This is a genomic window from Psychrosphaera sp. HA2-10, assembly GCF_055693745.1.
Genome location: NZ_CM146341.1, coordinates 341,983 through 368,719, shown reverse-complemented (window position 1 = coordinate 368,719; position 26,737 = coordinate 341,983). Strand labels below are relative to the sequence as shown.

Annotated in this window: 25 protein-coding genes; 19 read left to right on the top strand and 6 right to left on the bottom strand. The window is 38.6% G+C overall.

The annotated features are described in order from the left end of the window. Window positions 1-140 precede the first annotated feature (140 nt). From ACZ1GV_RS01835 to ACZ1GV_RS01815, 5 genes are all read left to right on the top strand, one after another. Window positions 141-1,490 (top strand): MATE family efflux transporter, encoded by a 1,350-nt coding sequence (locus ACZ1GV_RS01835; protein WP_472674993.1) that lies wholly within the window; start codon window positions 141-143, stop codon window positions 1,488-1,490. A gap of 93 nt (window positions 1,491-1,583) precedes the next feature. Then, entirely contained in the window at window positions 1,584-1,997 is a 414-nt protein-coding gene (locus tag ACZ1GV_RS01830) for a DUF350 domain-containing protein (protein ID WP_472674992.1), read from the top strand. 10 nt (window positions 1,998-2,007) lie between these two features. After that, complete coding sequence (locus tag ACZ1GV_RS01825; protein ID WP_472674991.1) at window positions 2,008-2,637, top strand: DUF1190 domain-containing protein; 630 nt, start codon at window positions 2,008-2,010, stop codon at window positions 2,635-2,637. Window positions 2,638-2,639: 2 nt separating this feature from the next. Continuing rightward, a complete protein-coding gene (locus ACZ1GV_RS01820) occupies window positions 2,640-3,812 on the top strand; it encodes a glutathionylspermidine synthase family protein (protein WP_472674990.1) in 1,173 nt (390 codons plus the stop codon). 13 nt (window positions 3,813-3,825) lie between these two features. Beyond that, complete coding sequence (locus tag ACZ1GV_RS01815; RefSeq protein WP_210560260.1) at window positions 3,826-4,398, top strand: hypothetical protein; 573 nt, start codon at window positions 3,826-3,828, stop codon at window positions 4,396-4,398. A gap of 83 nt (window positions 4,399-4,481) precedes the next feature. Here ACZ1GV_RS01815 and ACZ1GV_RS01810 read toward each other — a convergent pair whose 3' ends face one another. Together ACZ1GV_RS01810 and ACZ1GV_RS01805 are read right to left on the bottom strand one after the other, a co-directional pair. Beyond that, complete coding sequence (locus ACZ1GV_RS01810) at window positions 4,482-5,423, bottom strand: hypothetical protein (protein WP_472674989.1); 942 nt, start codon at window positions 5,421-5,423, stop codon at window positions 4,482-4,484. Beyond that, window positions 5,420-6,382, bottom strand: coding sequence for a type 2 periplasmic-binding domain-containing protein (locus ACZ1GV_RS01805; protein WP_472674988.1), 963 nt, complete (start codon window positions 6,380-6,382; stop codon window positions 5,420-5,422). Before ACZ1GV_RS01805 ends, ACZ1GV_RS01810 begins: the two co-directional genes overlap by 4 nt. A 256-nt stretch (window positions 6,383-6,638) precedes the next feature. On the opposite strand from ACZ1GV_RS01805, the gene ACZ1GV_RS01800 reads away from it, so the two are divergent. The 4 genes from ACZ1GV_RS01800 (at window position 6,639) to udk (ending at window position 12,752) form a co-directional block, all read left to right on the top strand. Further along, on the top strand, window positions 6,639-7,469 hold the full coding sequence (locus ACZ1GV_RS01800) for a S1/P1 nuclease (RefSeq protein WP_472674987.1): 831 nt from the start codon (window positions 6,639-6,641) through the stop codon (window positions 7,467-7,469). 47 nt (window positions 7,470-7,516) lie between these two features. After that, window positions 7,517-10,666, top strand: a complete 3,150-nt coding sequence (locus ACZ1GV_RS01795) for a TonB-dependent receptor (protein WP_472674986.1) — start codon at window positions 7,517-7,519, stop codon at window positions 10,664-10,666. A gap of 65 nt (window positions 10,667-10,731) precedes the next feature. Further along, complete coding sequence (locus ACZ1GV_RS01790; RefSeq protein WP_472674985.1) at window positions 10,732-12,105, top strand: alkaline phosphatase; 1,374 nt, start codon at window positions 10,732-10,734, stop codon at window positions 12,103-12,105. 17 nt (window positions 12,106-12,122) lie between these two features. Next, window positions 12,123-12,752 (top strand): uridine kinase, encoded by a 630-nt coding sequence (udk, locus tag ACZ1GV_RS01785; protein ID WP_210560265.1) that lies wholly within the window; start codon window positions 12,123-12,125, stop codon window positions 12,750-12,752. Window positions 12,753-12,897: 145 nt separating this feature from the next. Here udk and ACZ1GV_RS01780 read toward each other — a convergent pair whose 3' ends face one another. Continuing rightward, window positions 12,898-13,410 carry a glycine cleavage system transcriptional repressor gene (locus ACZ1GV_RS01780; RefSeq protein ID WP_472674984.1) on the bottom strand — a complete coding sequence of 171 codons (513 nt, stop codon included), beginning with the start codon at window positions 13,408-13,410 and terminating at the stop codon, window positions 12,898-12,900. Between the two features lie 189 nt (window positions 13,411-13,599). Between ACZ1GV_RS01780 and ACZ1GV_RS01775 the strand changes: the two genes are divergently transcribed. The 6 genes from ACZ1GV_RS01775 to ACZ1GV_RS01750 all read left to right on the top strand — a co-directional run bounded on the left by ACZ1GV_RS01775 (window position 13,600) and on the right by ACZ1GV_RS01750 (window position 21,377). Then, window positions 13,600-15,849 (top strand): ABC transporter permease subunit, encoded by a 2,250-nt coding sequence (locus ACZ1GV_RS01775; protein ID WP_472674983.1) that lies wholly within the window; start codon window positions 13,600-13,602, stop codon window positions 15,847-15,849. A gap of 25 nt (window positions 15,850-15,874) precedes the next feature. Then, entirely contained in the window at window positions 15,875-17,524 is a 1,650-nt protein-coding gene (gene pstA, locus ACZ1GV_RS01770; RefSeq protein WP_472674982.1) for a phosphate ABC transporter permease PstA, read from the top strand. 60 nt (window positions 17,525-17,584) lie between these two features. Next, entirely contained in the window at window positions 17,585-18,409 is an 825-nt protein-coding gene (pstB, locus tag ACZ1GV_RS01765) for a phosphate ABC transporter ATP-binding protein PstB (RefSeq protein WP_472674981.1), read from the top strand. A 25-nt stretch (window positions 18,410-18,434) separates the two neighbouring features. Further along, window positions 18,435-19,139 (top strand): phosphate signaling complex protein PhoU, encoded by a 705-nt coding sequence (gene phoU / locus ACZ1GV_RS01760; RefSeq protein WP_472674980.1) that lies wholly within the window; start codon window positions 18,435-18,437, stop codon window positions 19,137-19,139. A 239-nt stretch (window positions 19,140-19,378) separates the two neighbouring features. After that, window positions 19,379-20,056: a TIGR00153 family protein gene (locus ACZ1GV_RS01755; RefSeq protein ID WP_472674979.1), complete on the top strand. Its 678-nt coding sequence runs from the start codon at window positions 19,379-19,381 to the stop codon at window positions 20,054-20,056. Window positions 20,057-20,093: 37 nt separating this feature from the next. Further along, window positions 20,094-21,377: an inorganic phosphate transporter gene (locus ACZ1GV_RS01750; RefSeq protein ID WP_472674978.1), complete on the top strand. Its 1,284-nt coding sequence runs from the start codon at window positions 20,094-20,096 to the stop codon at window positions 21,375-21,377. A 136-nt stretch (window positions 21,378-21,513) separates the two neighbouring features. Here the strand turns inward: ACZ1GV_RS01750 and ACZ1GV_RS01745 are convergent, their stop codons facing one another. The 3 genes from ACZ1GV_RS01745 to ACZ1GV_RS01735 form a co-directional block, all read right to left on the bottom strand. Then, window positions 21,514-22,236: a SapC family protein gene (locus tag ACZ1GV_RS01745; RefSeq protein ID WP_472674977.1), complete on the bottom strand. Its 723-nt coding sequence runs from the start codon at window positions 22,234-22,236 to the stop codon at window positions 21,514-21,516. Between the two features lie 47 nt (window positions 22,237-22,283). Beyond that, window positions 22,284-22,478 carry a hypothetical protein gene (locus ACZ1GV_RS01740; protein WP_472674976.1) on the bottom strand — a complete coding sequence of 65 codons (195 nt, stop codon included), beginning with the start codon at window positions 22,476-22,478 and terminating at the stop codon, window positions 22,284-22,286. A 218-nt stretch (window positions 22,479-22,696) separates the two neighbouring features. Further along, on the bottom strand, window positions 22,697-22,960 hold the full coding sequence (locus ACZ1GV_RS01735; RefSeq protein ID WP_210560275.1) for a DUF4404 family protein: 264 nt from the start codon (window positions 22,958-22,960) through the stop codon (window positions 22,697-22,699). A 165-nt stretch (window positions 22,961-23,125) separates the two neighbouring features. Here ACZ1GV_RS01735 and rpe point away from each other — a divergent pair, with 165 nt between their 5' ends. The 4 genes from rpe (at window position 23,126) to ACZ1GV_RS01715 (ending at window position 26,642) form a co-directional block, all read left to right on the top strand. Next, on the top strand, window positions 23,126-23,791 hold the full coding sequence (gene rpe / locus ACZ1GV_RS01730; protein ID WP_472674975.1) for a ribulose-phosphate 3-epimerase: 666 nt from the start codon (window positions 23,126-23,128) through the stop codon (window positions 23,789-23,791). 85 nt (window positions 23,792-23,876) lie between these two features. Continuing rightward, window positions 23,877-24,881 carry a tryptophan--tRNA ligase gene (gene trpS / locus ACZ1GV_RS01725; RefSeq protein ID WP_472674974.1) on the top strand — a complete coding sequence of 335 codons (1,005 nt, stop codon included), beginning with the start codon at window positions 23,877-23,879 and terminating at the stop codon, window positions 24,879-24,881. Window positions 24,882-24,890: 9 nt separating this feature from the next. Then, the gene (locus tag ACZ1GV_RS01720; RefSeq protein ID WP_472674973.1) at window positions 24,891-25,475 is read left to right on the top strand and encodes an anthranilate synthase component II; all 585 of its coding nucleotides are present in this window, start codon (window positions 24,891-24,893) and stop codon (window positions 25,473-25,475) included. Window positions 25,476-25,496: 21 nt separating this feature from the next. Then, window positions 25,497-26,642: an HDOD domain-containing protein gene (locus tag ACZ1GV_RS01715; protein WP_472674972.1), complete on the top strand. Its 1,146-nt coding sequence runs from the start codon at window positions 25,497-25,499 to the stop codon at window positions 26,640-26,642. The last annotated feature ends 95 nt before the right edge of the window (window positions 26,643-26,737 follow it).

Here is a 26,737-nt window from a genome sequence, read left to right as displayed (position 1 = left end):
AACAAGTTGCTTAAATAACGGAATTTTCACAATTTTGTAACACACTTGTCATAAACAACATTTGCAAGTCTGATCTATAATTATTCGACAATAAAAATAAAAGCAGGCATCCTTGCGCCCTGAAAATTGGAGGCCTATGCGTGACTATTAAAAAAACTCAATTTAAACAAACGCTAAGGCTTGCTTGGCCAATCTCATTACAAAGCATGCTGGTCACTTTTCTTAGTATGATCGATGTAATGATGGTCAGTCACTTGGGCGATGAAGCGATTGCAGCGGTTGGACTTGGCAACCGAGTGTTATTCGTTGTTATGGTTATTGTGATGGGATTAAGTTGGGCTGTCGGTATCCTATCGGCTCAATATCACGGAGCCGGACAAGGGCAAAAAATACGTGGCAGTATTCTAATCGCCATTTGCTATTCGTTAATCGCATTAATTCCCGTTATTGTTGCGAGCTATTTTTTAGCTGATGACGTTATGAGTTTAGGCAGCTTAGATCCTACGGTTATTGGGTTAGGTGAAACCTATTTGTGGATAACTATGCCTAGCATGGTTTTTGTAGCAATCGTTCAGGTTTTTGAAAACGCGCTTCGAAGTATCAATCAAGTCAAAATACCTTTGGTTTTCAGCTCTATATCTATTGTATTGAATGTGATCCTTAATTACTGGTTAATAAATGGAGGGTTCGGCATTCCACCTTTAGGTGTTGCAGGTGCCGCATGGGCAACCTCAATATCACGCTTGTTTCAACTACTTATACTAGTTAGCTTTTTACAAACGCAAAAACATATATTACACATCTCCGCTGCAGATTTTGACTTCTTAAAATATCGACCCAATTGGTCGCGCCTTTTAAAGCTCGTATTACCAATGATGCTTAGTTTTGGAATTTGGTCTTTAGGTTCATTTACTTATCAGCTTATTTTTGGTCGTATCGGTACAACTGAGCTCGCCGTGATTAGCATGTTACTTCCTGTTGAAGGGATATTTTTATCGATATTTTTTGGTATCGCTTCTGCCTGTTCAATTGTCGTTGGTCAACACTTAGGCGCAAACCGCCTAGAAGATGCATGGACTATGGCTAAGATGTTTTCGGGGCTTGGTCCTGCAGTTGCATTATTCCTAGGGCTTTTACTCATAATATTTAATGATGCAGTTTTATCTCCTTATCAAGGTGTTTCAGAGCAAACGATTAATTTGGCAAAGTCGATTTTTTACGTGATTGGTGGTTTAGCTTGGCTAAAAGTCATTAATATGACTCTTGCAATGGGTATATTAAGAGCAGGTGGCGATAATCGTTTTTGTTTAATTACCGATACTTTATGTATGTGGTTAATTAGCATTCCTTTGGTTTGGCTAGCTGCTTTTTACTGGCAACTTGCTTTTATATGGGTTGTAGTAATTATGTATTCAGAAGAAGTTTGTAAGATGTTTATGTTCGCTTGGCGAGTGAAAAATAAACGTTGGATGAAAAACCTAACATCGTAAAGTTTTGAAACCTTTTATGTTTTGACGGCTGTTAGGCTATCTATTAAAGTGCCTTAATAAATGTAAATTCTCTTTATATCGTTAGGACTACAAATGGACAACTCGGACTTACTTATCGCGATTGGCAATTTTGCGTTATATTTTGGCATAAGCTTGGTGTTTTTAATGCTTTTTAAAATTGTTTACACCTTTGTCACGCCTCATGATGAGTGGAACCTCATCAAAGAACAACAAAGTGTTGCAGCCGCGATTGGTTTTGGTGGAGCAATTATTGGTTTTTCTATTGCTTTAGCAAGTGCCGCTAGTAATTCTGTATCTTTAATTGACTACACAACTTGGGGTGCAATCGCACTAATCGCTCAATGCCTCGCCTTTGCTGTCACTCGTTATGTATTTATGCCAAAAATTGTTGAACGAATCGAACAAAATGAAATTAGTGCCGGTGTTATTTTAGGTGCGACCAGCGTATCAATTGGACTACTTAATGCTGCCTGTATGAGTTACTGAGGACGTCATTATGAAACGAAGCAAAAGTATCCTCAAACCCCATTCATGTAACACAACGTGGTTTCACTCTACAAAACCTCTCTACATCAGTCTCGCTGGGCTAGTCCTTGTTGGCTGTGGCGAACCAGACTACACCGCAATTGTCGCTAATACGGTAGAGGACTGTGTTGCTGATACCAATTTAGACTTTCAACAGTGTGAAGTCGCCTATCAAGAAGCGCTACATGAAGCCAAAAGAACAGGACCAAGCTTTTTTAATGAGCAAGACTGTGAGTGGGAGTTTGGAGCAGAAGGTTGTTATCAAGACCAAGATACTAATTTCTTTTTTCCGCTGATGGCTGGTTACCTAATAGCCGATAGCTTATTTGATTATAAAAAGAAAAAATATAGAGGTACTTATACGCCTGTTTTTGGTTACAAACGAAAAGGCTCTAAATTTCATAACAACTATATGTACGCCGATGGCAAAACGCTAGGCTCAATGAGAAGGTCTGCATTTAAAGTTTCAGGTGATTCACTTAAACCAAAGCCAAAATTTTCACGAACCGTTTCCCGTGGCGGTTTTGGCAAAGTAGCAGCACAAAAAGTACAAATTAATCAGCGAAAATCTACAAATAGATCTAGAAGCTGGGGTGGCTAACTTTGTTTCGTCATCCAATTTCTCCAAGAAAAAACTGGCAAGACTTAGCAAATGAAATGGGCTTTAAGTTTCATACCATGTTTGGGCAAGCTTACTGGGATGAGACCGCATACTATCAATTTAGTTTAAAGCAAATTGAACAAGACATAGAAGCCCCTACTGAAGAACTACATCAAATGTGCCTTGATATTGTAGATCGTGTTGTCGCCGATGAAGAACTGCTTAGTCGATTTTGCATACCTGAGCACAAATGGGAGTTTGTTAGAGACTCTTGGTTAACAAATCAAGCAAGTTTATATTCGCGGTTAGACTTTGCGTACGACGGAAAGTCTCCTGCTAAGTTATATGAAAATAATGCTGACACCCCTACCTCTGTCTACGAAACCGGATTTTGGCAATGGTTATGGCTAGAGCAAAATGTCGACAACGCTGTTTTGCATAGAAATAGTGATCAATTTAATAGCCTTCAAGACAAGCTAATTCAACGATTTCGAACATTATTACTCAAAAATCCTGCTCAAATCTTACACTTCTCTTGTTGTAAAAACACCGAGGAAGACAGAGGCACCGTTCAATACCTTCAAGACTGCGCATCTGCAGCCGGTCTGCCTAACCAGTTTGTTTACATTGAAGACATTGGAATGACCAGCCTTGGGGATTTTACCGATCATAATGATCAAGTCATTACGTGGATGTTTAAGCTCTACCCGTGGGAGTTTATGTTTGAGGAGGAGTTTGGCCACCACCTTAATTCTAATGCAAATATAAATTGGTTAGAGCCTGCTTGGAAGAGCGTTTTATCAAACAAAGCTTTGTTACCTATGTTGTGGAAACACTTTCCACACCACCCTAATCTGCTCCCGGCATTTTTTGAAGATGAACTTAATAACAGCAATAGCGTCATAGGTTTAGTTAAAAAGCCATTATTTTCCAGAGAAGGCGCTAATATTAGTTTTGTCGACGGGTCAAAGTCAGTATTAATGTCAGATGGACCTTATGGGCAAGAAGGCTATATTTATCAACAAAAACATTTATTGCCGAGGTTTGGTAAAAACCATACATTAATAGGCAGTTGGCTGGTTGATGACAAGTCTGCAGGTATTTCAATACGAGAGGATAGTCAGCCTATAACACAAGATTTGAGTAGGTTTGTACCGCATATTATTTTAAGTTAAAAAGGAATAAACAATGAAATCAGCAATTAAATTATCAGTAACTTTAGCTGTTGTCGCAGTTATGTCGGCTTGTAGCACAAAACCAACACCAGAAGTACTCAACGAGAATATTCCTGATTGGGTACTAAACCCGTCAATCGAAAACGGCATCGCTCATGCTGAATGTGTATCTAGTTCTGGCAATATGTCTATTGATAAGGCTCAAGCAATAGCTCTCGCTAGAGTAGGTCTGGCTCAACAAATTAGCACAAGAGTTAAAGCATTAGACAAGACTTTTCAAGAACGAGTCGATGTAGAGGGGCAATCAGTGGTTGGTGCTACCTTTTCATCGGTGTCAAAACAAGTGACGAATCAAGCATTAGTTGGTGCGACACCAATTAAAACCAGTTACGCTAACTTTAATGGCAAAAATCAATTGTGTGTATTAACTGGCTTATCTCCCGAGAAAACAGATGCGCTATTCAAGGGATTAATTGAAGCCAGCGACAGGAAGCTATCAATGAGCCAAGAAAGCGTGCTTTATCAAGAATTCAAGGCATATAAGGCACAACAAGAACTAGACAGAGAGTTAGAAAAAGGTAACTAGAACTAGTTTGTCTAAAATAAAAAAGGCCTGATAGATATCAGGCCTTTTTTATTGATTAACTGAAAGGTTCGCCGGTCATTTAGTTACTTGCCAACAATTTCCACAATGTCCTGTGAGATATCACTCAAGCCAAAATTATGCAGCTTTGAACGAGAGCCTTCTCCAATCGCCTTTGGTGGTATCAATTTTTCTTTTGATAGCACATCTTGCTCAAGGACATCCTCTAGGGCGGCTCTAATCTCGCTTAATGTTTTATCTAAGTTACTCTCAAAATTTGGACGTTTTCGAATCGTATGTCCTAATTCGATTAATCTATAAAAGTACTTTTGTGACAAGATCAAAAACTCTTCAGGCAAGTCTTTGTTCATATTCAAGTTTAAGTCTGGATTTGCGATACAAAAATCAATCAACGCACAATAAAAGCATAACGGTTTATTCGATAACGCAGTTTCTTTACCTGAACGCGCATTTATTAACAGTTTGCTCCTCAAATCGATCGTAAGTATTAGAGGCAATGCATTGAGCCTTTGCTCGACTGGTTTCATTTGTTCTTTAGCGTGACGTCTAAATACCACTATCCATGTTAATAACGCCGAAAACAGTATCGGAGTAATACTAATAGAATGCCAAAAGCCAAGCTCTTTATAGTCAAAGGTGACATATACACTTTGCTCTACTGCGGACAAGATTTCATACTTTGCGTTTGTTGGTTTTTGAGTGCCTATGTAAGTCACGCTAATGGGCCACTCATTAACTTTAATAGAGTTATTAAGTGTTACCCTATAATTATTAACTTCTTGTTCATCGCCGGCCTCATTCAACCAGTGTTTTTCAACTGGAATTGTAGGGAGGTCTAGTGCAATTCGTTGCAGTATTGTTGACTTTATTTGCGAGTAGTAGTCATTGTGTGTGTTTAAAACACTTAACTGATGCACAAGGGTAAGAATAAAAAGCGAAACAAGAAAAGCTATAAGACCTTGTAACTTCAGTGACTTACCTACTTGTTCTGATAATTGATTAATCACAAGCTAATCTCTCTTTTATTTTGTGCCGACTTTTTTACTGAACTTTGAGCCGGCATTTGTTCCGTATTTTTGAAATTAGTTGTAGATAAATTATGACTAACTCGACAATTTTGCTCTGTTAGTTTTAATTTTTGATAGTACGATGACTGTTGCTGGGCTGCGAACTCAGTCAAAAACTGCTGGGCAGCACATAATAAGTCATCATTCTGTCGTGCCAATCTCAAGTACCAGGCTGTACCTGACACTGAATCAGCAATACTAGTTATATAATTTTCGGAGAACTGTATTTCGTCCTCAGCCTGCCAATAAGAAGAAATTATATCCACTTTACCTGCTATCAAAAGCTCTCGTAATTCGCCGTGAGTACTGGCATAAACTATATTCATCCGACTAAACGTTAAGCCCAACTGTGTGAACAGCTTTTTTGGGACAATATGCCCAGAACGGCTTGTCGGATATACCACTAGGCCTATTTTTTTATCTAAAAAGTATTCTTTTGATAAAACCGGCTTTTCGTCTAAAGAAATCAGATAAGTTTTGTAATTCGGATAAAAAGCTATCTTTTTATAGCCATGAGTATCTTCAGCTTTTAAAGCAGACATAATATTTTCTTTAACTAATGCTAAATCAGCTTTGCCATTACCCAACATACTAATGGTATTTACATCACTTACTCCCCAATATGAAGAGACCATACCAAATTGTTTATTAATGATGCTGTTATCACACACAATACTATTTAACAGTGTTGAACTTGACTCTCCGCCACTATAAATAACAAAAGTTCTATTATTACCTTGTGAGTCTGTTTGGCAATCCAAAGACGGGTCTACAAGTGGCACTAAAGAGTTTACTTGTTTGTCATGGTGTAACTGTCCAATGCCCCAAACGATAGCAGAGGCCATTAATATAATAGTGACGTACCAACTTTTATGTATTTTTGCAAAAAGCAAATGCATGTTTTCAAAATCCTTCAACTGCACTAAGTGCGAACAATTTATTCTATCTTTATTTACTTATTGTTTTAAGTAATTTTACTCATTAATTTTAAACTGTTGATTTTAAACGATTATTAACATGTAATTATGAATGTCTATATATCCTTTCTATTCTTTTTTAAATCCGCATAATGTGCGCAAGTTTTTTACACAACTGTGCATTATTTGCACACTGTAAATTTTCAAGTTACATTACAAAAAAATGGAAACGGTAATAATGAAGAACTTCACGTCGGTAGTTGCAACTACTTTTTTGTCTCTAATGTTGTTGGCGGTCTCAAATAATGCTGCAGCTTATGGTCAAAATGGACATAGAGTAATTGGCCAAATAGCTGAATGGCATTTGACGCCAGCGACTAAACAAGCCATCGAAAAGCTGCTTGGTGGTGATCTTCTTCCTGAAGTCACGACATGGGCAGACGAAATGCGTTCTTCGCCAGACAAGAAATGGCGTTCGAGATCTAAGTGGCACTATATAAGCTTAGATACGCTAGATGACTTCAAACCAGATGCCTATGATGGTGAAGTAAAAGATGTATACACCGCAATTCGTAAATCAATCGACGTTCTAACCTCCCCCTCTTCAAAACAACAAGAAAAAGAATTTTACCTTCGCTTCCTCACTCACTTAGTTGGTGATCTTCACATGCCATTGCATGTTGGTCGTGCTGAAGATAAAGGTGGCAACGCTATCCAAGTAGAGTTTTTTGGCGATAAGATGAACTTACATTCGCTTTGGGATACTCACCTAATTGAAAGTCAAAACTTATCTTTTACTGAATTTGCACGTTTCGTTAATACAAATGACACAAAAGTCGTGTCTAATTATATGTCTACTCAACCACGAGATTGGGTAGTTGAATCGTTTAAACTGCGTGCGGATGTTTACGATGTAAAAGACGCTAAGTTCAAATACGATTATATTTACCAACATATGCCTACGGTTAAAAGCCAATTACAAAAAGGTGGCATACGTTTAGCTGGAATTCTAAATGCTATTTTTGATCCGAATGCAAAAATCGGCAAAAACGGTGTAAAAATAAAATAATAATTTAACAACTTTAACTTTAACTACAAAACAACCAGGAAAAGACAATGAAAAATGTCATTAAACATAGCGCCCTAGCTTTAGCAGTTACAGCTGCACTAAGCGCAGGTTCTGTTTACTCAGCAGAAACTTCTACTGCCGTTCGCGGTAAGATTGAAACTGTTGCAGGCCAATCTGTTACTAACGCAACTATTAAATTCTTACACGTACCATCAGGTAGCGTAAAAGAAGTAACTGTTAATAGTGAAGGCGCATACCGTGCACGTGGTTTACGTGTTGGCGGTCCTTACTTAGTAACTATCGCTTCTGAAGGTTTCCAAGGTAAAGTATTTGAAAATGTTTACCTTGAACTTAATGACATTTTAGACCTTTCAGCTAAGTTAGAAACAAGCAATAGCATCGAGAAAATCTCTGTTAATGCTTCTGCAAATGTATTATTTGCTAACTCAGGTTCAAGCTCTGTATTTACGTCTGAAGATATCGCTAAAGCAGCAACTGTTAGCCGTGACTTAAAAGACATCGTACGTTCTAACCCTCTAGCAGTTGTAGATGCGTCAGGTACTGAACTAAGTGTTGCTGGTTCTAACCCTAAGTACAATTCACTAACAGTTGATGGTGTTGGCGTAAATGATACTTTTGGTCTTAACTCAAACGGTTACCCAGCTCAACGTCCACCGGTTTCTTTAAACGCGGTTGACCAAGTAAGCATCGAGTTTGCACCGTTTAATGCACGTGCTGCAAAATTCTCAGGCGGTACTATCAACGTAGTAACTAAGTCTGGTACTAATGACCTATCTGGTTCTGTTTTCTACGAACGTACTCCATATAATGGTGAAGTTCGTGATGACCAATCTTTTAATCGTCGTGAAGGCGAATTTGAAGTTGTTCAGTATGATAGAGAAAGCCTAAAGAACGAAGAAATGACATTCGGTGCAGCACTAGGCGGCGCGATTGTTCAAGATGAACTATTCTTCTTCGTTTCTTATGAAGAATGGGAAAAAGATGTTCCTGTAACATTTAACCCTGCAACATTAGCTGGTCATAACCTTTCAACAGGCCAAGTACAAAGCGTAATTGATGCTCTTCAAAATACTTACGGTATCTCTGATTCAATGGGCGCAGCTCCTGCTCCAGATAGCGACAAAAAACTATTAGTTAAGCTTGATTGGAACATCAATGACGATCACCGTGCTGATTTAACATACAGCACTCAAGAAAACTCAGCTGCTCGTAACTATACAAACAGTGACGGAACAGTAAATTTAGCGTCTAACGCTTGGTCGCAAGACTCTGATACAGAGATCCTAACTGGTCACCTTTTCTCTGACTGGAGCGCAGACTTTTCTACTGAATTCAACTTCGCATATAAAGACTATGTACAAGCATCAAACACAGCATCTGATTTAGGTGAAATCAATGTTCGTCTAGACGGCGGTACTGTTGTTGCTGGTCAAGATGAAAACCGTCACGGTAATGAACTTTCTAACGAAACATTAAGCTTTGGTTTCCACGGTTTATACTTAGTAGGCGACTTAGAGTATAAGTTTGGCTTAGAAGTTGAAAATGTAGAAAATTACAACCTTTATGCTCGTCATGCATCAGGTACTTGGACTTTTGATTCACTAGAAGACTTTGAAAATAAAGTACCTGCGTCTATTGCTTATGACAATGCATTTACAAACGACATGCAAGACTTAGCGTTTTCTGTTGAGTCTACACAGTACGCGCTATACGGTGAAGTTAACACTGAGATCATGGACGACGTAATGTTAACTGCAGGTGTTCGTTATGAGCGTCTATCAGTTAAAGACGAGCCAACTTTAAACCAAAACTATCTAAACGAATACGGTGTTGATAACCAAGAAAACTTAGATGACGCGGATATCTTCCTTCCTCGTATCGGCCTTGAGTGGACTGTAAACGACGACTTAACTGTTCGTGGTGGCGTAGGTCGATTCTCAGGTGGTATGCCTTTAGTTTGGGTTTCTAACGCATACACAAATGATGGCGTTACGTTGATTTCTTCAACAGAAGACGCTCAAAATGCTGTAATTGCAGATCCTTCACAAGTAATGTTTGACCAAGTACCTCAAACACTACAAGATTCTTTAGTACCAGGTAATGGTAATACAAATACAATCGCTAAAGGCTTCGAAATGCCTTCAGATTGGCGTTACCAAGTTTCAACGGACTACACGTTTGACCTTCCTGTACTTGGCGACAACTTCCAGTGGTTCACAGAATTCACATTTGTTGAACGTGAAAACGCTGCATACTGGATAGACGAAGCTCGTGTAGACTCTGGTGAGCGCATCGGTAACGAACGTATCGTGTTTGAAAACCGTTGGGATAACCGTGACCGTTATGACCTACAGTTAACAAACATAGACAAAGGCGGTTACAGCCGTATCTTAACAACTGCATTAAACAAAAAATGGGATAATGGCGTATCACTAAATATGTCTTACACTAATCAAAATATTGATGAAGTGAACCCTGGTACAAGTTCAACAGCAACATCTAACTTCCAGTATGAAGTTACAACAAACCGTAACAACCCAGAAATGGGCCGTGCTTACTATGAAATTGAGCACCGTTTTGTTCTTAACTTAGGTTACGAAACTGAGCTGTTTGAAGGTTATGAAACTTCATTCAACTTATTCTACGAGCGCAAGTCTGGTAAGCCGTTCTCTTGGACATTAGGTCTTTACAACGATAGAGACTTTGGTGACCAATCACGCTTCTACCGTGCTGGTACATACTTACCTGAATTACCAAGTGGTCCAGACGATGCAAACTTTGATTTTTCTCGCGTAAGCTATGAAGAAACATATGCGTTAATGGAAGCAGCAGGTGTAACTCAGTATGCAGGTGGCGTAATTCCTAAGTATGTTGGTAACCAACCATGGACAACCAACATGGACTTGGCAATTACTCAACAATTACCTGGTTTTGCAGAAGGTCATAAAGGTCAGCTTTACTTCATCATTGATAACTTTGCTAACCTACTAAATGATGACTGGGGCAAGATTTATAACATGAACTTCCCACAGCAGAACTTATTTGACTTAGAAACTGTTGGTAACCAATACCAGTTAAGAAATCGTTTTGGTGGTGTTAATACTAACAACTACGATAACTTCGAAGCTGAGCGTTCATCTTGGACCGTCAAAGTTGGTGTTAAATATAGCTTTTAATTTATAATTAAACGCTAAAGTAGAATGCCTACCTATTTTATAGGTGGGCATTTTTGTATTTACATATGAATAGTTGGAGAATCCTTTTGAAGAATCATGTTTTCACTACGTTGTTTAAAGTAGCCGCCGTTAGCCTTGGGTTAACTTCTTGTTTAGCTGCTGCGACCGTCAATCCACCAAAAAATATCATTTTTATGATTGGTGATGGCATGGGTGTAGCGCATACTACTTCATATCGTTATTTCTCTGACGACAAATCAACAAAAATGGTAGAAAGAACGGTTTTTGACGAGCTTCTTGTTGGAACCGCTGCTACATATCCAGACGACAACACTTATGTCACTGACTCTGCTGCCTCAGCAACCGCATTAAGTTCAGGCATCAAGTCGTATAACGGTGCTATTGGTGTCGACGTAAACAAAAATCCAGTACTTACGTTATTAGAACGTGCAAAGCAGTTAGGTAAAACAACAGCAATTGTTTCATCTTCACAAATAAATCATGCAACACCTGCTAGTTTTATGGCACATAACGAGTCACGTAAGAACTACAATGAAATTGCGAACGCATACATAGACGAAAAAATTAATGGCAAACCAAAAGCTGACTTGATGTTAGGTGGTGGCACTTCATTTTTTATTCGCGATGACAGAAATATCGTGAATGAGTTTAAATCTATCGGTTATAACTACATTGATAAATTAGAAGATTTATCTAAGTTAAACTCGTTACCAGCACTAGGACTATTTGCACCAGTTGGCTTGCCTTTTGCTATTGATAACAAAGAGTTACCAAACCGTGTTACGGCAATGACTAAGGCAGCATTAGAGCTGTTAGCTACACACAGTTCTGAAAAGGGCTTTTTTGCCATGATTGAAGGAAGCCAAATAGACTGGTGTGCACATGCCAATGATATTGGTTGTGCGATTGGCGAATTACATGACTTTTCCGAAGCGATTAAATATGCCAAAGCATTTACCGAAAAACATGGCGACACTTTACTTATTATTACTGCCGACCATTCAACTGGTGGCCTAAGTATCGGTGCCAACGGCACATATGATTGGAAAACTGATAAAGTTAGACAAATAAAATCATCATTAGCTGTTATAATCCCCTCGTTTTTGGGCTTGGACAAGGATGCCTCGGCAAGCGACGTGCAATCTACTTGGGCAAAACATGTTGATTTTGAGTTATCAGACGCTCAAGTATCAAAAATTCAAGCGGCACTTCACAGTAAGTTGAAAAAAGAGAAGATGACTCGTGAAATAAAAGCTATTATTAACGATACAACTCTGACTGGTTGGACTACCGGTGGACACTCTGCTGGTGATGTTCAGGTATTTGCAACAGGCGTAAATAGCCACCTTTTTGCAGGTCAACAAGACAATACGGATATTGCCAAAAAATTATTTATTCAATTGAATTCGGCAAAGTAGCAAGAGAAGAGACTCCTTTGAAAACCACAATATTAGCAATTACAGGTGCATCGGCATCTGGAAAGACATTATTAACAGCCACTATATTTGAAGAATTGGCACAAGAGCTTGGCTCTGATCAAATCTCATTTATTTCTGAAGATGCGTATTATCGTAACCAAGATCATCTGGAAATGTCGGTTCGTGAAAAAACCAATTATGACCATCCAGAAGCATTTGAGCACGACTTACTGATCGAACACCTTCGCGATCTGAAGGCTGGTAAAGCAATTGAAATGCCTCAGTATTGTTATAAAACACATACACGATTAAAAGAAACAACGCCTGTTCAACCGGCTCAAGTTATTTTAATTGAAGGTATTATGCTGTTAACACACCCAGAATTGTACGGTGAGTTTGATATCAAGGTATTTATGGATACACCTCCTGAAATCTGTTTAGTCAGACGTTTAGAGCGTGACATAAAACAAAGAGCTCGAAGTTTCGATTCCGTTATTAAGCAATACTTAACAACGGTGCGACCAATGTACCAAGCGTTTATCGCTCCGTCTAAACAAGTAGCTGATTTAATTGTAACTAATGGCGGTAAAAATCGAATCGCGATTGATGTATTAAAAGCGCAAATTAAGCAGCTTTTGTTAAATTAATGTTACTGAATATCTCAACGTTATTGAAATTAGAACGTTACTGAAATTAGAAAAGCCAACTTTGCTATAACCTCAAAGTTGGCTTTTTTATTTAAGTTTGTTTTAAACAAATACCGGCTCAACTGACTCGTATCAACACAAAGTCTTAGCTTGCTTTCTCTAATTCAATATCAACAATTATATCTGTCGCTATTTGCTCTAAAGCATCAACGATTACGTCTGGGCTCATACCAGGCGGTAATACAACTTTAGCAACGGCATGAAATAACTCGCCTCCCCAATTTGGAGCACTCTGGTGAGTTGACACAAAGCTCATAATATTGGCGCCTTTGTGACTAATGACAGATGAGAGCTCCTGAACAATTCCGCGTCTATCATTGCCGGTAATAACAAACTCTAATTCTTGTTGTGACAAGGCTTCAATATCATTCGATATATGAATTGAAATCGTTAAGCCTTCTATATTCTCTAAGTCTTGGGTTAATTTTTGAATATTCGCTTCTACTACCGCAACTTCTATAACGCCAGCAAAGTAACCGCGAAGATGGGATAAGTTACTCGCTAACCAATTTGCTTCGTTCTGATTGAGCGTTTCAGACAAGGTCTTTACAAGGCCAGTCTTGTCGGCGCCAATAACCGTTAATACCAAGTGCTGCATCAAGCATGCTCCGTTAATGTTGGTTAAACTAAGTATTAACAATTATTGTTAATTAATCCAGTACCTGTTTTAGAAATTAACGCCCCTTTTTACTTCTGAATACCTTTGTTCGTGTTTAGAAAGTGTCACAATATTGTAACAATAATGAAATATAATCTTTGCCATCTGATAAAGGGTAGGTATTTATTTATGTCTGAGTCGACAAAACTGGTGTTGAAGACAGAATCAACTCGAAAGCTAAAGGATCAATTAGCCAAATATGGTGTAATGACAGGTGGCATTTTAGTGCTTTGCGCTCTATTGCTGATCTTCTTTTATTTACTATATGTTGTGAAACCGGTATTTGACTCAGCACATGTTGAGCCACGAAACACCCAAGTTACACTCCAGCAGTCATATTTCGCTATCGGTATTGAGGAACAGACCGAAATTGCATACGCAATCACTAGTGACGCAACGGTAGACTTTTTTAACGTTCAAAGTGGTCAAACAGACAATCAATTAGCGTCAATACAAACATCTATCCCTGGTAACATAACAGCCTATTCAAAAAGCGCTCCTCATAAAGGCCTATACGGGTTTATTAATGATGACGCTCAACTCACAATCATTAAGCCTTTTTTTAAAGTCGATTTTAAGAACAACACTCGCTCACTTACCCCTGTTGTTCAAATGCCAATGGGCACAGAACCTCTACCTGAGTTGTTTGACGATGAAGGTTATACCGTAGACAAGTTTTCTTTTGCCGAAGAAGAAGGCGTTGTTGCTGTACTGTATCAGCTGCAAAATGGTTCTGTTAGATTTGCTCGATATGAAGGTGAAGAAAATATGTTCACCGAAGAAGTTGAGTGGCAGTTAGAGCAGTCAGACTTGGATTTTGTTGAAGGCAAAGTAGAACACTTACTGATATCACCAGATACCAGCAGGATCTTTATTTTAACTAAACATGAACTATATGTAGCAAATAGTCGTGTCGGGTCTGATGTAGAGCTACTTTATACAAAAAATATCAGTAGAAAAAACCAAAGCTTAACAAGTGCTGAATTGTTAGCAAGTGCCAACTCGTTAGTGTTGGGTTACAACGATGGTTTGCTGACACAATGGTTTGAAATCAATGGTGAAGCCGGCCGTGATTTTGTCATGGTTCGTGATTTTAACATTGACGTCCCTTCTGCTAACAAAGCTATTAAAAATATTTATCCTGAGTTCTACCGCAGAACGTTTATTGCGACTAACTCTGAAGGCGTTGCAAACTTATTTCATACCACATCAGAAGCGGATTTATGGCAAGGGAAACTTCCTGTTGACGACGTCATAGATGTGTCTTTTTCGCCTCGTTCCAACGCTTTTGTCGTTTTATCTAACGATAAAATTAGCGTCCTAAATGTAGAAAATGAACACCCTGAGGTGACATGGTCAGGATTATGGCAAGAAGTTTGGTATGAAGGTTACGCTGAACCGGATTATGTTTGGCAGTCTTCTTCAGCCAGCGATGACTTTGAGTCTAAATTCAGCTTAGTTCCGATTTCATTTGGTACTTTAAAAGCCGCTATGTATGCCATGTTATTCGCAGTACCTATTGGGTTAGCAGCAGCAATTTACACGGCCTACTTCATGGCCCCAAGTGTACGTAAAGTTGTAAAACCAACCGTTGAGATAATGGAAGCCTTACCAACGGTTATTTTAGGTTTCTTGGCGGGTTTATGGTTAGCACCTATTATCGAAGACAAATTACCTGGTGTGATTCTTTTAATTATCTTATTGCCGGTTGCTATCTTCCTTACTGCTTTTGCTTGGCACAATATCCCACAATCAATTAGAAACAGAATGCCTGCAGGTTGGGATTCTATTTTGCTCATTCCTATTGTTGCATTAGTCGGTTATTTTTCATTTGAGTTAAGCCCGTTGGTTGAAGACTGGTTATTTGATGGCAATACACGTTTGTATATTACCAATGAACTAGGCATCACCTTTGACCAAAGGAACTCTCTAATTGTTGGTATCGCCATGGGCTTTGCGGTAATCCCTACTATCTTCTCAATTGCTGAGGATGCGGTATTTAGTGTACCTAAAACGCTTTCTAGTGGTTCATTAGCTCTTGGCGCTACGCAGTGGCAAACATTAATTAAAGTAGTATTGCTTACCGCAAGTCCAGGTATCTTTTCGGCCGTAATGATGGGGTTAGGCCGCGCGGTAGGTGAAACCATGATTGTATTAATGGCAACGGGTAACACACCAATTATGGACTGGAGCATATTCCAAGGAATGCGCACCTTGTCCGCAAATATAGCGGTAGAAATGCCAGAGTCAGAAGTGGGCAGCTCTCATTACAGAATACTGTTTTTGGCAGCCTTTGTTTTATTCATTTTTACCTTTGTCTTTAACACGATTGCTGAATTTGTTCGTCAGCGACTTCGTGAAAAGTACAGTTCACTTTAATTAGCACCTTTGTTGGAGATGTAATATGAAGTTATGGTTTAAGTCGGGTGCCCCTTGGATTTGGATGACCGCAGGCGCTGTTAGTATTAGTTTACTATCAGTAATTGGTTTGTTGCTGCTTATTGCATCACGCGGTTTATCGTTCTTTTGGCCATCAGATATACATCAATTTGAAATTGCCAATGCCAGTGGCGAATCTCGTGTGGTAATTGGTGAAATTTACGAGACAGAAAAAGTGCCAACTCAACGACTCATTACCTCTGGTATTAAGTTTGAAGAGCTACAGGGTGAGTTTGTTGAGCGTTACTTAATTAAAACAGGTAACCGAGAATACGTTGATTTAGACTTTCAATGGATTTTAGGACCAGAAATTTTGGCCCAGTCAAAGCCTAGTGGAATTGCAGTATTTGAACGCAGTAAAAACGGTAATTTTTACGGCTTTGTCGACTCGCTTGTTGTTGACGGTGTAACGATTAGAGAAAACAAAGAAGAGGTACTGTTTACTGCTATTGATAGAGCCGTTGATTTAAACGATCAAGCGCTAGATTTGCAAAATGACGAAATTGGTGCGATTAACTATCAACTTGAAAAGTTAAGATTAAAAGAGCGTAAGTTAGAATTAGAGGATGCGCTGACCAGTGAAGCACTTTCTGAGCTAGAACGCCAACGCTCTGAACTACGCAACGAATACAAGGTATATGAAAAGCAACTGTTTGAGTATAGAGACCTGGCTCGTCGCGACTCTGTAATTGTTCGAGATATGCGCGGTGAGCTTGTCACCTTACCAATTTATTATGTTTTAGACGTGTCTTTTCCAAATGACATGAACTTTTTTGAGAAGCTAGTGCAGTATGGCAAGCAACTCGGCAAGTTTGTTTCTGATGATCCTCGTGAAGCTAATACTGAAGGCGGTGTATTCCCTGCAATATTTGGCACTGTGTTTATGGTTATGCTCATGGCGATTATCGTTACCCCTTTTGGTGTAATCGCAGCCATTTATCTACATGAATACGCTGGTAATAATGCCGTAACTAAGATAATTCGAATTTCAGTAATCAATTTAGCGGGTGTTCCATCTATTGTATACGGCGTTTTTGGTCTTGGCTTTTTTGTCTACATGCTTGGCGGTTCGTTAGACCAATTATTTTACCCTGAAGCACTACCAGGCCCTACATTTGGTACGCCAGGTGTTATTTGGTCAGCCTTAACATTGGCTATACTTACTCTACCGGTTGTTATTGTATCTACTGAAGAAGGTTTATCTCGTATTCCGGGTTCTTTAAGACAAGGTTCATTAGCGCTTGGGGCAACAAAAGCTGAAACTATTTGGCGAATCATTGTCCCAATGGCATCACCTGCCATCATGACGGGTCTTATATTAGCGGTAGCACGCGCCGCTGGTGAGGTTGCACCGTTAATGTTAGTTGGCGTGGTAAAAATGGCGCCGACGTTACCAATTGACGGCAACTTTCCATATGTACACTTAGATCGGAAATTTATGCATCTTGGCTTTCATATATATGACGTTGGTTTCCAAAGTCCAAATGTTGAAGCTGCAAGGCCACTGGTTTATGCAACATCGCTACTATTAGTGACTGTCATTGTAACGTTAAATATTACTGCGATAGGTATTCGAAACCATTTGCGTGAAAAGTATAAGTCGTTAGAGCATTAATTAAGATTAAAACAAAGCTATTTATGTAGCTTAGAGATAAATTTAAAATGGGGTTTTAAGATGATTTCGGTAGCACCTGATATGAGTAACAAGTCGTCATCTATCATCGACATCGATAACTTGTCGCAAGAGCAAATTGCGCTAGAGATAAAAGATTTAAACTTGTTCTACGGTGACAAACAAGCTTTAGAAAACATCAGCATGGTGATTCCTAAAGGCCAAGTAACAGCCTTCATAGGACCTTCTGGTTGTGGTAAGTCCACATTATTACGCTGTATGAATCGTATGAATGACTTGGTTGACAGCTGTAAAATCGATGGACAGATACTTCTGCACAACCAAAATATCTATGACAGGTCTGTTGATGTGGCATCATTACGTCGTAAAGTAGGCATGGTGTTCCAACGCCCTAACCCCTTCCCAAAAAGTATTTATGAGAACGTAGTTTATGGACTACGTTTACAAGGTATTAATGATCGTCGAGTGCTTGACGAAGTGGTTGAAAAGTCGTTAATTAATGCCGCGCTTTGGAACGAAGTCAAAGACAGGCTTCATGATAGTGCGCTTGGACTATCTGGCGGTCAGCAACAACGATTAGTCATCGCCCGTGCTATTGCCATAGAGCCAGAAGTATTATTACTCGACGAGCCAACCTCTGCTCTTGATCCAATATCAACTCTGACCATTGAGGAATTGATAACTGAATTAAAAGACAAATATACTGTTGTTATTGTTACACATAACATGCAACAGGCCGCTCGTGTTTCAGATCAAACAGCATTTATGTATATGGGCCAATTAATTGAACATTCAGATACCAACGCTTTATTTACTACGCCAAAAATGAAGAAAACTGAAGACTACATTACCGGTCGTTACGGGTAACCAATAAAGAGTTTAAGAGGCAATTATGGAACTTAATTTAAATAAACATATTTCTGGCCAATTTAACGTTGAATTGGAACAAATACGAAACGACGTTTTAAAAATGGGTGGCTTAGTTGAGCAGCAACTAACAAATGCATTAAACGCTGTAAATGAAGCAGATCAAGAGTTGGCAAAACACGTACTGGAAACCGATTACCAGGTTAACAGAATGGAAGTACAAATAGACGAGGCCTGCACTCGGATTATCGCGAAACGTCAACCTGCAGCCTCTGATCTTCGTTTGGTTTTGGCGATTATTAAAACCATTACCGACTTAGAGCGCATTGGAGATGAAGCTGAACGCATCGCAAAAGTCGCTTTAGAGTCATTTAATAAAACACAGCAAGAGTTTTTAGTGTCGATGGATAATATGGGTCGTAAAGCACTATCTATGTTACATAATGTATTGGACGCTTTTGCTCGCATGGATGTTGATGCTGCGTTTAATGTTCATACTGCAGATAAAGCATTAGATAAAGAATATGAAGCAATTACACGTCAATTAATGACATACATGATGGAAGATCCACGTTCTATACCTAAAGTTATGGACGTTCTTTGGTCAGTAAGATCATTAGAACGCATTGGCGATCGCTGTCAAAATATTTCTGAGTACATTATTTACTTTGTTAAAGGTAAAGATGTACGTCACACGTCCCAATCAGATATACAGGACAGCATCTCATAAGGTGCTGTTTTATATCAAAAATACTGACCTAAGTTCGCATATTGATTCAAACATGTCGATGAATTAATAAGCGGACGGATCTTTTTTCCCCCTTCTGTAACAATTTTGTCACAAATGTGTCATATAATACGCCCTGTATTATAAAGACATGAATTCTTGTTTTTGTAGTACACTATGAATATTGATACTAACCTGCAATAACATGCTGGTTTTTTTTTGCCATTAAATAAGGGTTCACTATGGCTAGTCACTCAATTTTAGGTGTTTTTGCAAAGTCGCCGTTAAAAGCACTTGAAGAACATATCAATACCGTTCATTCAGCGGCTTCGTTATTAAAGCCGTTTTTTGAAGCGGTTTGTGAAGAAAATTGGACTGAAGCAACTGAGCTTCGCTACCAGATTTCTCAACTTGAGAAAAAAGCGGATGTTATCAAGCGCGATGTAAGAATGAATCTTCCAAGAGGCTTATTTTTACCAGTAGAAAGAACAGACATTTTAGAGTTAATAACGCAACAAGATAAAATCGCTAATAAAGCTAAAGACTTAGCTGGGCGTTATTTAGGTCGTGAATTAACTATTCCAGTGCAAATCCAACCAAGTTTTATGGCGTTTGTAGAAAGAAATATAGACGCTACCGCACAAGCATCAAAAGCAATCAATGAATTTGACGAATTATTGGAAACGGGATTCCGTGGCCGTGAAGTTGAGTTAGTTGAGCGAATGATCACAGAGTTAGATGCAATTGAAGACGACACTGATGAAATGCAAATTTCTATTCGTCAGCAATTAAAACAAATCGAAGACGAGTTAAATCCTATCGATGTCATGGTGACATACAGAATGATTGAATGGATTGGGGAATTAGCCGACTTAGCAGAACGTGTAGGTTCTCGATTAGAACTTATGCTTGCCCGTTAAGCAAAACCAATTTAAAAGAAAATATTAGGTATATTCAATGGATATTATTTCTACTTACGGCGTTATGTTAATCGCCATTGCAGCAATCGTAGGCTTTTTTATGGCTTGGGGTATTGGTGCTAACGACGTCGCAAATGCAATGGGTACTTCGGTAGGCTCAAAAGCATTAACAATTAAACAAGCTATTATCATTGCAATGGTCTTTGAATTTGCGGGTGCATATTTAGCAGGTGGTGAAGTTACCTCAACAATCCGTAAAGGTATTATTGATTCTGCACCATTTATTCCAAACCCTGAACTACTTGTTTTAGGTATGATTTCGGCACTGTTTGCTGCAGCTATATGGCTTGCGGTTGCGTCATATTTAGGCTGGCCTGTTAGTACAACCCACTCTATTGTTGGTGCAATTGTTGGTTTTGCTGCGTTTGGTGTTGGTATGGACGCAGTTAACTGGGCAAAAGTAGGCGGCATTGTCGGTAGTTGGATTTTAACTCCTGCGATATCAGGCTTTATCGCTTTTGTAATATTCATCTCAGCTCAAAAGCTTATCTTTGATACCAAAGAGCCTTTAAAAAATGCGAAGAAATATGTTCCTTTTTACATGTTCCTAGCTGGCTTTATTATGGCTTTGGTAACTATCAAAAAAGGCTTAAAGCATGTTGTTAAATCTGGCGATCTTTCTATCACTGCGGCTGATGCTTATATCTACGCTATTTTAGCTGGTATCCTAGTGGCGTTAATTGGTAAGTTCTTTATTAACAAGATTAAAATCGATCCGAATGCTGACAAAGAAATGCATTTCACTAACGTTGAAAAGATCTTTGCGGTATTAATGGTTGTTACTGCTTGTTGTATGGCTTTTGCACACGGCTCAAATGACGTAGCGAATGCTATCGGTCCTTTAGCTGCTGTAGTAAGCATCGTACAAAATGAAGGTGAAATCACAAGCAAAGCGCAATTAGTATGGTGGGTATTACCTCTAGGTGCTTTTGGTATTGTTGCTGGTCTTGCATTATTTGGCCATCGAGTAATTAAAACTATTGGTAACGGTATTACACACCTTACTCCTAGCCGCGGTTTTGCTGCGGAGTTAGCGGCTGCATCTACAGTAATCATCGCATCTGGTACTGGTCTTCCAATTTCTACAACACAAACCCTAGTGGGTGCTGTATTAGGTGTTGGTATGGCAAGAGGTATTGCAGCTCTTAATTTAGGCGTAGTTAGAAACATCGTAGTATCCTGGGTAATTACATTACCTATCGGCGCTGCACTATCTATTATGTGTTTCTTAGCCCTTAAAGCAGTGTTTGGTGTAGCGTAATTAGCATTACCAAATAGCATTATCGAAAACCGAGCTTAGGCTCGGTTTTTTTGTAACTATTTCTAAAACTTAAGCTCCAATATTCAGAAACAAAAAAGCCAGCTTATCGCTGGCTTTTTACTTTTATCAATCTAATTTATGAAGCTTCAGCAACCATTCTTTTAGCTTGACGTTCTAACAATTTATTTAACTGGTTCATTGAGCTTAATTGAGCATAAATAGGAGCAATGTAACCAAGTCGGCGAAGCTCTAAGAACTGCTCATCCGGCAATTCTGTCAATTTCTTTTCATCAACTAGATATAAACCATTTAAATTAAATTCTTTTTCCTGAACATTCACTTTTAGGTTTCTAGGCTGCACTAAATCTAATGAAACCAATTTTTCAATAAATGATGATGTAAGCTTTTCGTGTTCAATATAAGCCATTAGAGCGTTTTTACGTTTTTCTAAATGCTCGTTTTCTTTACCTTCTTCGTCAAACAATGGAAAGCCATCATCAGAAATAAGTGAACTTGCCATATCAATCGCGATTGCGAATTTATTCTCATCATCTTTATGAGGTATAACGCTAAGCGGTTTATGTGTATAACGAGCAGGCATGTAGCTAGCGTCCCACTTGTTATCAGCGGTTACAAATAAATTAACATTTTGCTCTATTCCTAGCATTGCAACTGGGAAAAACTTTTCTGATGCTGTGTCTTTAAGGAAAACAACTGGAAACTCACCAGACGCTTTTGCAAACTCTTGAACTACCAAACCTAGCGCATGCTGGTCTTTTAGGTCTTCTACACTCTTAGCAGGACCAATTTTTACATCTTTATGTGTTTCATTGTGTAACGGCTGAAAATCTGTCGCCATGTTCTTTCTCCAAAGTTCCGAGTCAGTCTTTGTGACTTCTATAATTATTATTCTGTTTCAAGTTGAATATCGGTACAACCCTTTACGCACTCAATTTTTAGCTGTTTTTCGCTACTTTTGAGCAGTAAAAGTTGTTTGCATGAAGGACACCGAACCGATTTACCCGCTAATACTTTTTTAATAATCGCTTTTTGCTGATGAAAAGAATTAGCGGTAGCTTTGTTGAGGGCTGAAAAGTCCATCCTCACCTTCTATACTAGATATCTTATGAAAGTACATGAGGACAATAAGCCATAATTAAAGGCTATCGCAATAGAAAAGGTAAATTTATTTTTTGCTTGCCTAAATAACAAGCAGTTTGCTACTTAACGCGGATAATAAGCTGGATTAATATAACGAAATGGCATTTGAAGCATACTTCATTGCTATAAATATCCTTCATGTTGCATTTAGCCTCTGACTACACCCCCATCATAGCGAGTCGATCGATAACCTCCCTAGTTATTCGCTCTAATGTAGGGTGCTCAGACGCGAATCTTGTTTCCAATGCTAAAAGTTGCGACAACATTGTCTCTTCTGCTTTTAGCTCATTTGACTTAATCATTTCATGCATTTGTTTATCAAGCTCTCTAACTTGGCTTAAAGTTTGGGGATCAACATCTTTTGACGTTTCAAGTTCGGCATGAAGTTTTGCAAGTGAATCAACTAAATCGTTTGGTAGCATGATGTTAAACTCCTTTGGTTATATAAAAGTTTAGTCTGATATTTACGAAAAGGAAATTGTCGTTAAAAGGAATACATACAATTGAGTCGATGTTAGAGACAAAGTTTTATAAGATAGTCTGGTAACGCTACCAATTGACTAAAGCTAAATACGATTAGGATTACTATGACCAACGAATTTGTATTATCACCATCTATTTTATCTGCAAATTTCGCTAAATTAGGCGATGACGTGAACGAAGTGTTAGCGGCCGGGTGTCAATGGGTACATTTTGACGTAATGGATAATCATTACGTTCCAAACTTAAGCTTTGGTCCTATGATCTGCAAAGCGTTAAAAGACCACGGTGTAGAAGCTCCAATTGACGTACATTTAATGGTGGAGCCGGTTGATGACATGATTGAACAATTTGCGAAAGCCGGTGCCGACATGATTACCTTTCACCCAGAGGCTAGTAAACACTTACACCGTTCATTAACTTTGATTCAAGATCATGGCTGTAAAGTTGGTTTAGCACTAAACCCTGGCACACCAATAGACGTTTTAGATGATGTAATACACATGCTTGATATGGTTCTGGTTATGTCAGTTAACCCTGGATTCGGTGGACAGTCTTTTATTCCAAGCTCACTCAATAAAATCACTCGTTTAAGAGAAAAGCTTGATGCATCAGGTCGAAACATTCGCATTAGTGTTGATGGTGGTGTTAACGCCGACAATGTAAAACAGATTGCAGATGCTGGTGCAGATACATTTGTTATGGGCTCGGCAATATTTAATGCAGAAAACAGATCGGCCCGAATTGCGCAAATTCTAGCCAACCTTTCTTAAAAACAAACATACACGATTGCGCGTTGGCAAAGACACGTTACAATGCGCTTTGAAAATTTTAAATTAGCTAACAAACGGCGTAACAATGAAAAGTACAGTATTAAGTGGAATTCAAACAACTGGTGGCATGACTATAGGCAACTACATCGGTGCTATTAACCAGTGGCGAATCATGCAAGAGAACCACGACTGTTATTTCATGTTAGCTGACTTACACGCTATAACGGTGCGTCAAGAGCCTGATGTATTAAGAAGCAGAACTTTAGACGGCGTTGCTTTATATACAGCATGTGGTATCGACCCTGATAAATCTGCTTTATTCGTGCAGTCACAAGTTAAGGAGCATGCGCAATTAGCTTGGGTTCTTAACTGCTATGCTCAAATGGGCGAACTAAACCGCATGACCCAGTTTAAAGACAAGTCTAGCAAGCATAGTAATAATATAAATGTTGGCTTGTTCAGTTACCCTGTTTTACAAGCTGCGGATATCCTTTTATATCAGGCAGATAAAGTTCCTGTTGGTGAAGATCAAAAACAACATTTAGAACTAACGAGAGACATAGCAACTCGCTTTAATAACATATATGGCGACGTATTTACGGTACCAGAACCTCAAATTGCTGAATTTGGTGCAAGAGTAATGAGCCTCCAGGATCCGTTAAAGAAAATGTCTAAGTCCGATGATAACCCTAATGGTTACATCATGTTATTAGACGAGCCTAAAAAAATTGAAAAGAAACTGAAAAAAGCCGTAACCGATTCTGACGAACAAGCTCGAATTTATTTTGATACTAATGAAAAGCCAGGTGTATCTAACTTATTAACTATATTAAGCGTAGCAACTGGTAAATCTGTTGAGCAGTTAGTTCCTGAATATGAAGACAAAATGTATGGTCATTTGAAAAAAGATACGGCTGACGCGGTAGTGTCAATGATTGAGCCTATTCAAGCTAAATTTAAAGAGATCAGAGAAGATCAAACTGAATTAAATAGAATTATGCGAGTTGGCGCTGAAAAAGCCTCAGCAAGAGCGGAGAAAACATTAAAATCTGTTTATGACGCACTAGGATTTGTGGCTGACCCAAGATAAGAGCTTTTCATGCTGTTAATGATCGATAATTACGACTCTTTTACTTACACTTTAGTCAATTACTTTGAGTCTTTAGACCAAGAAATTGTTGTTAAGAGAAACGACGAAATAACTATCGATCAGATAAAGTCTCTTAACCCTGAACGAATTGTAATTTCACCAGGACCCGGCACGCCTAACGAAGCTGGGCTTTCCCTTGACGTAATAAAACATTTTTACAAAAACAAAGCTATTTTAGGTGTATGTTTGGGCCATCAAGTTATTGGCCAATATTTTGGGGCGACGGTATGCAAAGCACAGCAAGTAATGCATGGTAAGACGTCGCTCATTGAACACAATGAGTCAGGCATTTTTACAACGTTACCTAATCCGTTATCGGTTACTCGCTATCACTCGTTAATTGTAAAACCCGATACATTGCCTGAATACATAAACCCTACGGCCTGGGTAAAGCCTACATCGAGTGACGAAGCTGTCGAATTGATGGCACTGGCTATGCGCGATTATGCAGTTATGGGTGTACAATTTCATCCAGAATCAGTAATGTCTGAATATGGGCTTGATATGCTTAATAATTTTATAAAAACAACCTAACTAGAAACCGGTAAAACGTAAATGACAGAGTCATCAAATAATAAATTTCATCAAATTATTCAAGCTCGTTTTGTTGACTTGATGATATCTGACAAAGTCGCTAAAACCCGTTTAGGTTTAACACCCACATTAATAGAAACTGCTACAACGCGAGACTTATTGTCGGTTGAAGCCAAAGCTCAAAAACTAAAAGAACGAAAAATAAAAACCGAAGAAGAGTTTAAGGTTTACGTTAACGAATATTTTCATGACGCACTGTTTGATTATATTGACAGCAAAGTGACTGACCCTGAATATTTGTTCAGCGAAGTTCTAAAGCTAGACACTAATTTAGCTAAAACTGTAGATGCTTGCCTCTCGAAAGCATTAAATACCAAACAGCTCGCTGCGCTTATAGAGCCAAATACTATTATAAAGCGGGAACTACTAAACATTGTAAACAAACCCCCTTTCCGTGAAAAAGACTCGACAAAACCTTTTCAAGAAGATGTTGGTTTAGCGATTCGGTATGTTGGAATTGACAATATAAAAGCGCCACTGCTGGCGATAATTGCAAAACAGTGGTTGCCGCACAGCACAGATCCTTTTTCAGACTTTAAACTAAAATTGTGGCAATACTCCATTGCAACAGCAAATTGTATGGAAACCTTGGCACCACGTTTTAATGTGAACCCTCTTCACGCCTTCACTCTTGGACTCTTGCATAGTTTTGGTTACGGTTTAGTGATGAGAATGTACCTTAGGGCTTTTGATAAAATTAGGCTTGAAGAAATGCACAAGGCACGAAACTCTGGTCGCAGTGATATTGAAAAGGTTTTAAACTCTTTAGTATTAGATGGTGAGTTTGCGAGTCAGTTGGTACTTAACCATGGGTTAGATGTGAGCCTTTTATTACTGCAACACTTAGAATTAAAATTTGCTCCACTAGCTCCAGCAATGGAGCAAATTGTTAATAATGAAGCGATTGATTCGCTTACGCCGATGGCGTCTCTATTATTAAAATCAAAGACTTATTCTCAATACAAGTTATTACAAAAAGCTAGACTGATTGAATTACCAGAAGCAAAGCGCTTTCTTACTGGCTGCAAAATCAATAATGACTTTGTCACTACCCTTAATAAAATAAATCTAACAAAACTTAATTTATCGAATAGAACTAGCCAATAATTGCAAAAAAAACATCAAAATCCCTCTAATCTATAATTTTGTTAATTTTTTTTCTGACAATCTATTCATCGGTAATTTTGCACCACTATGAGGCA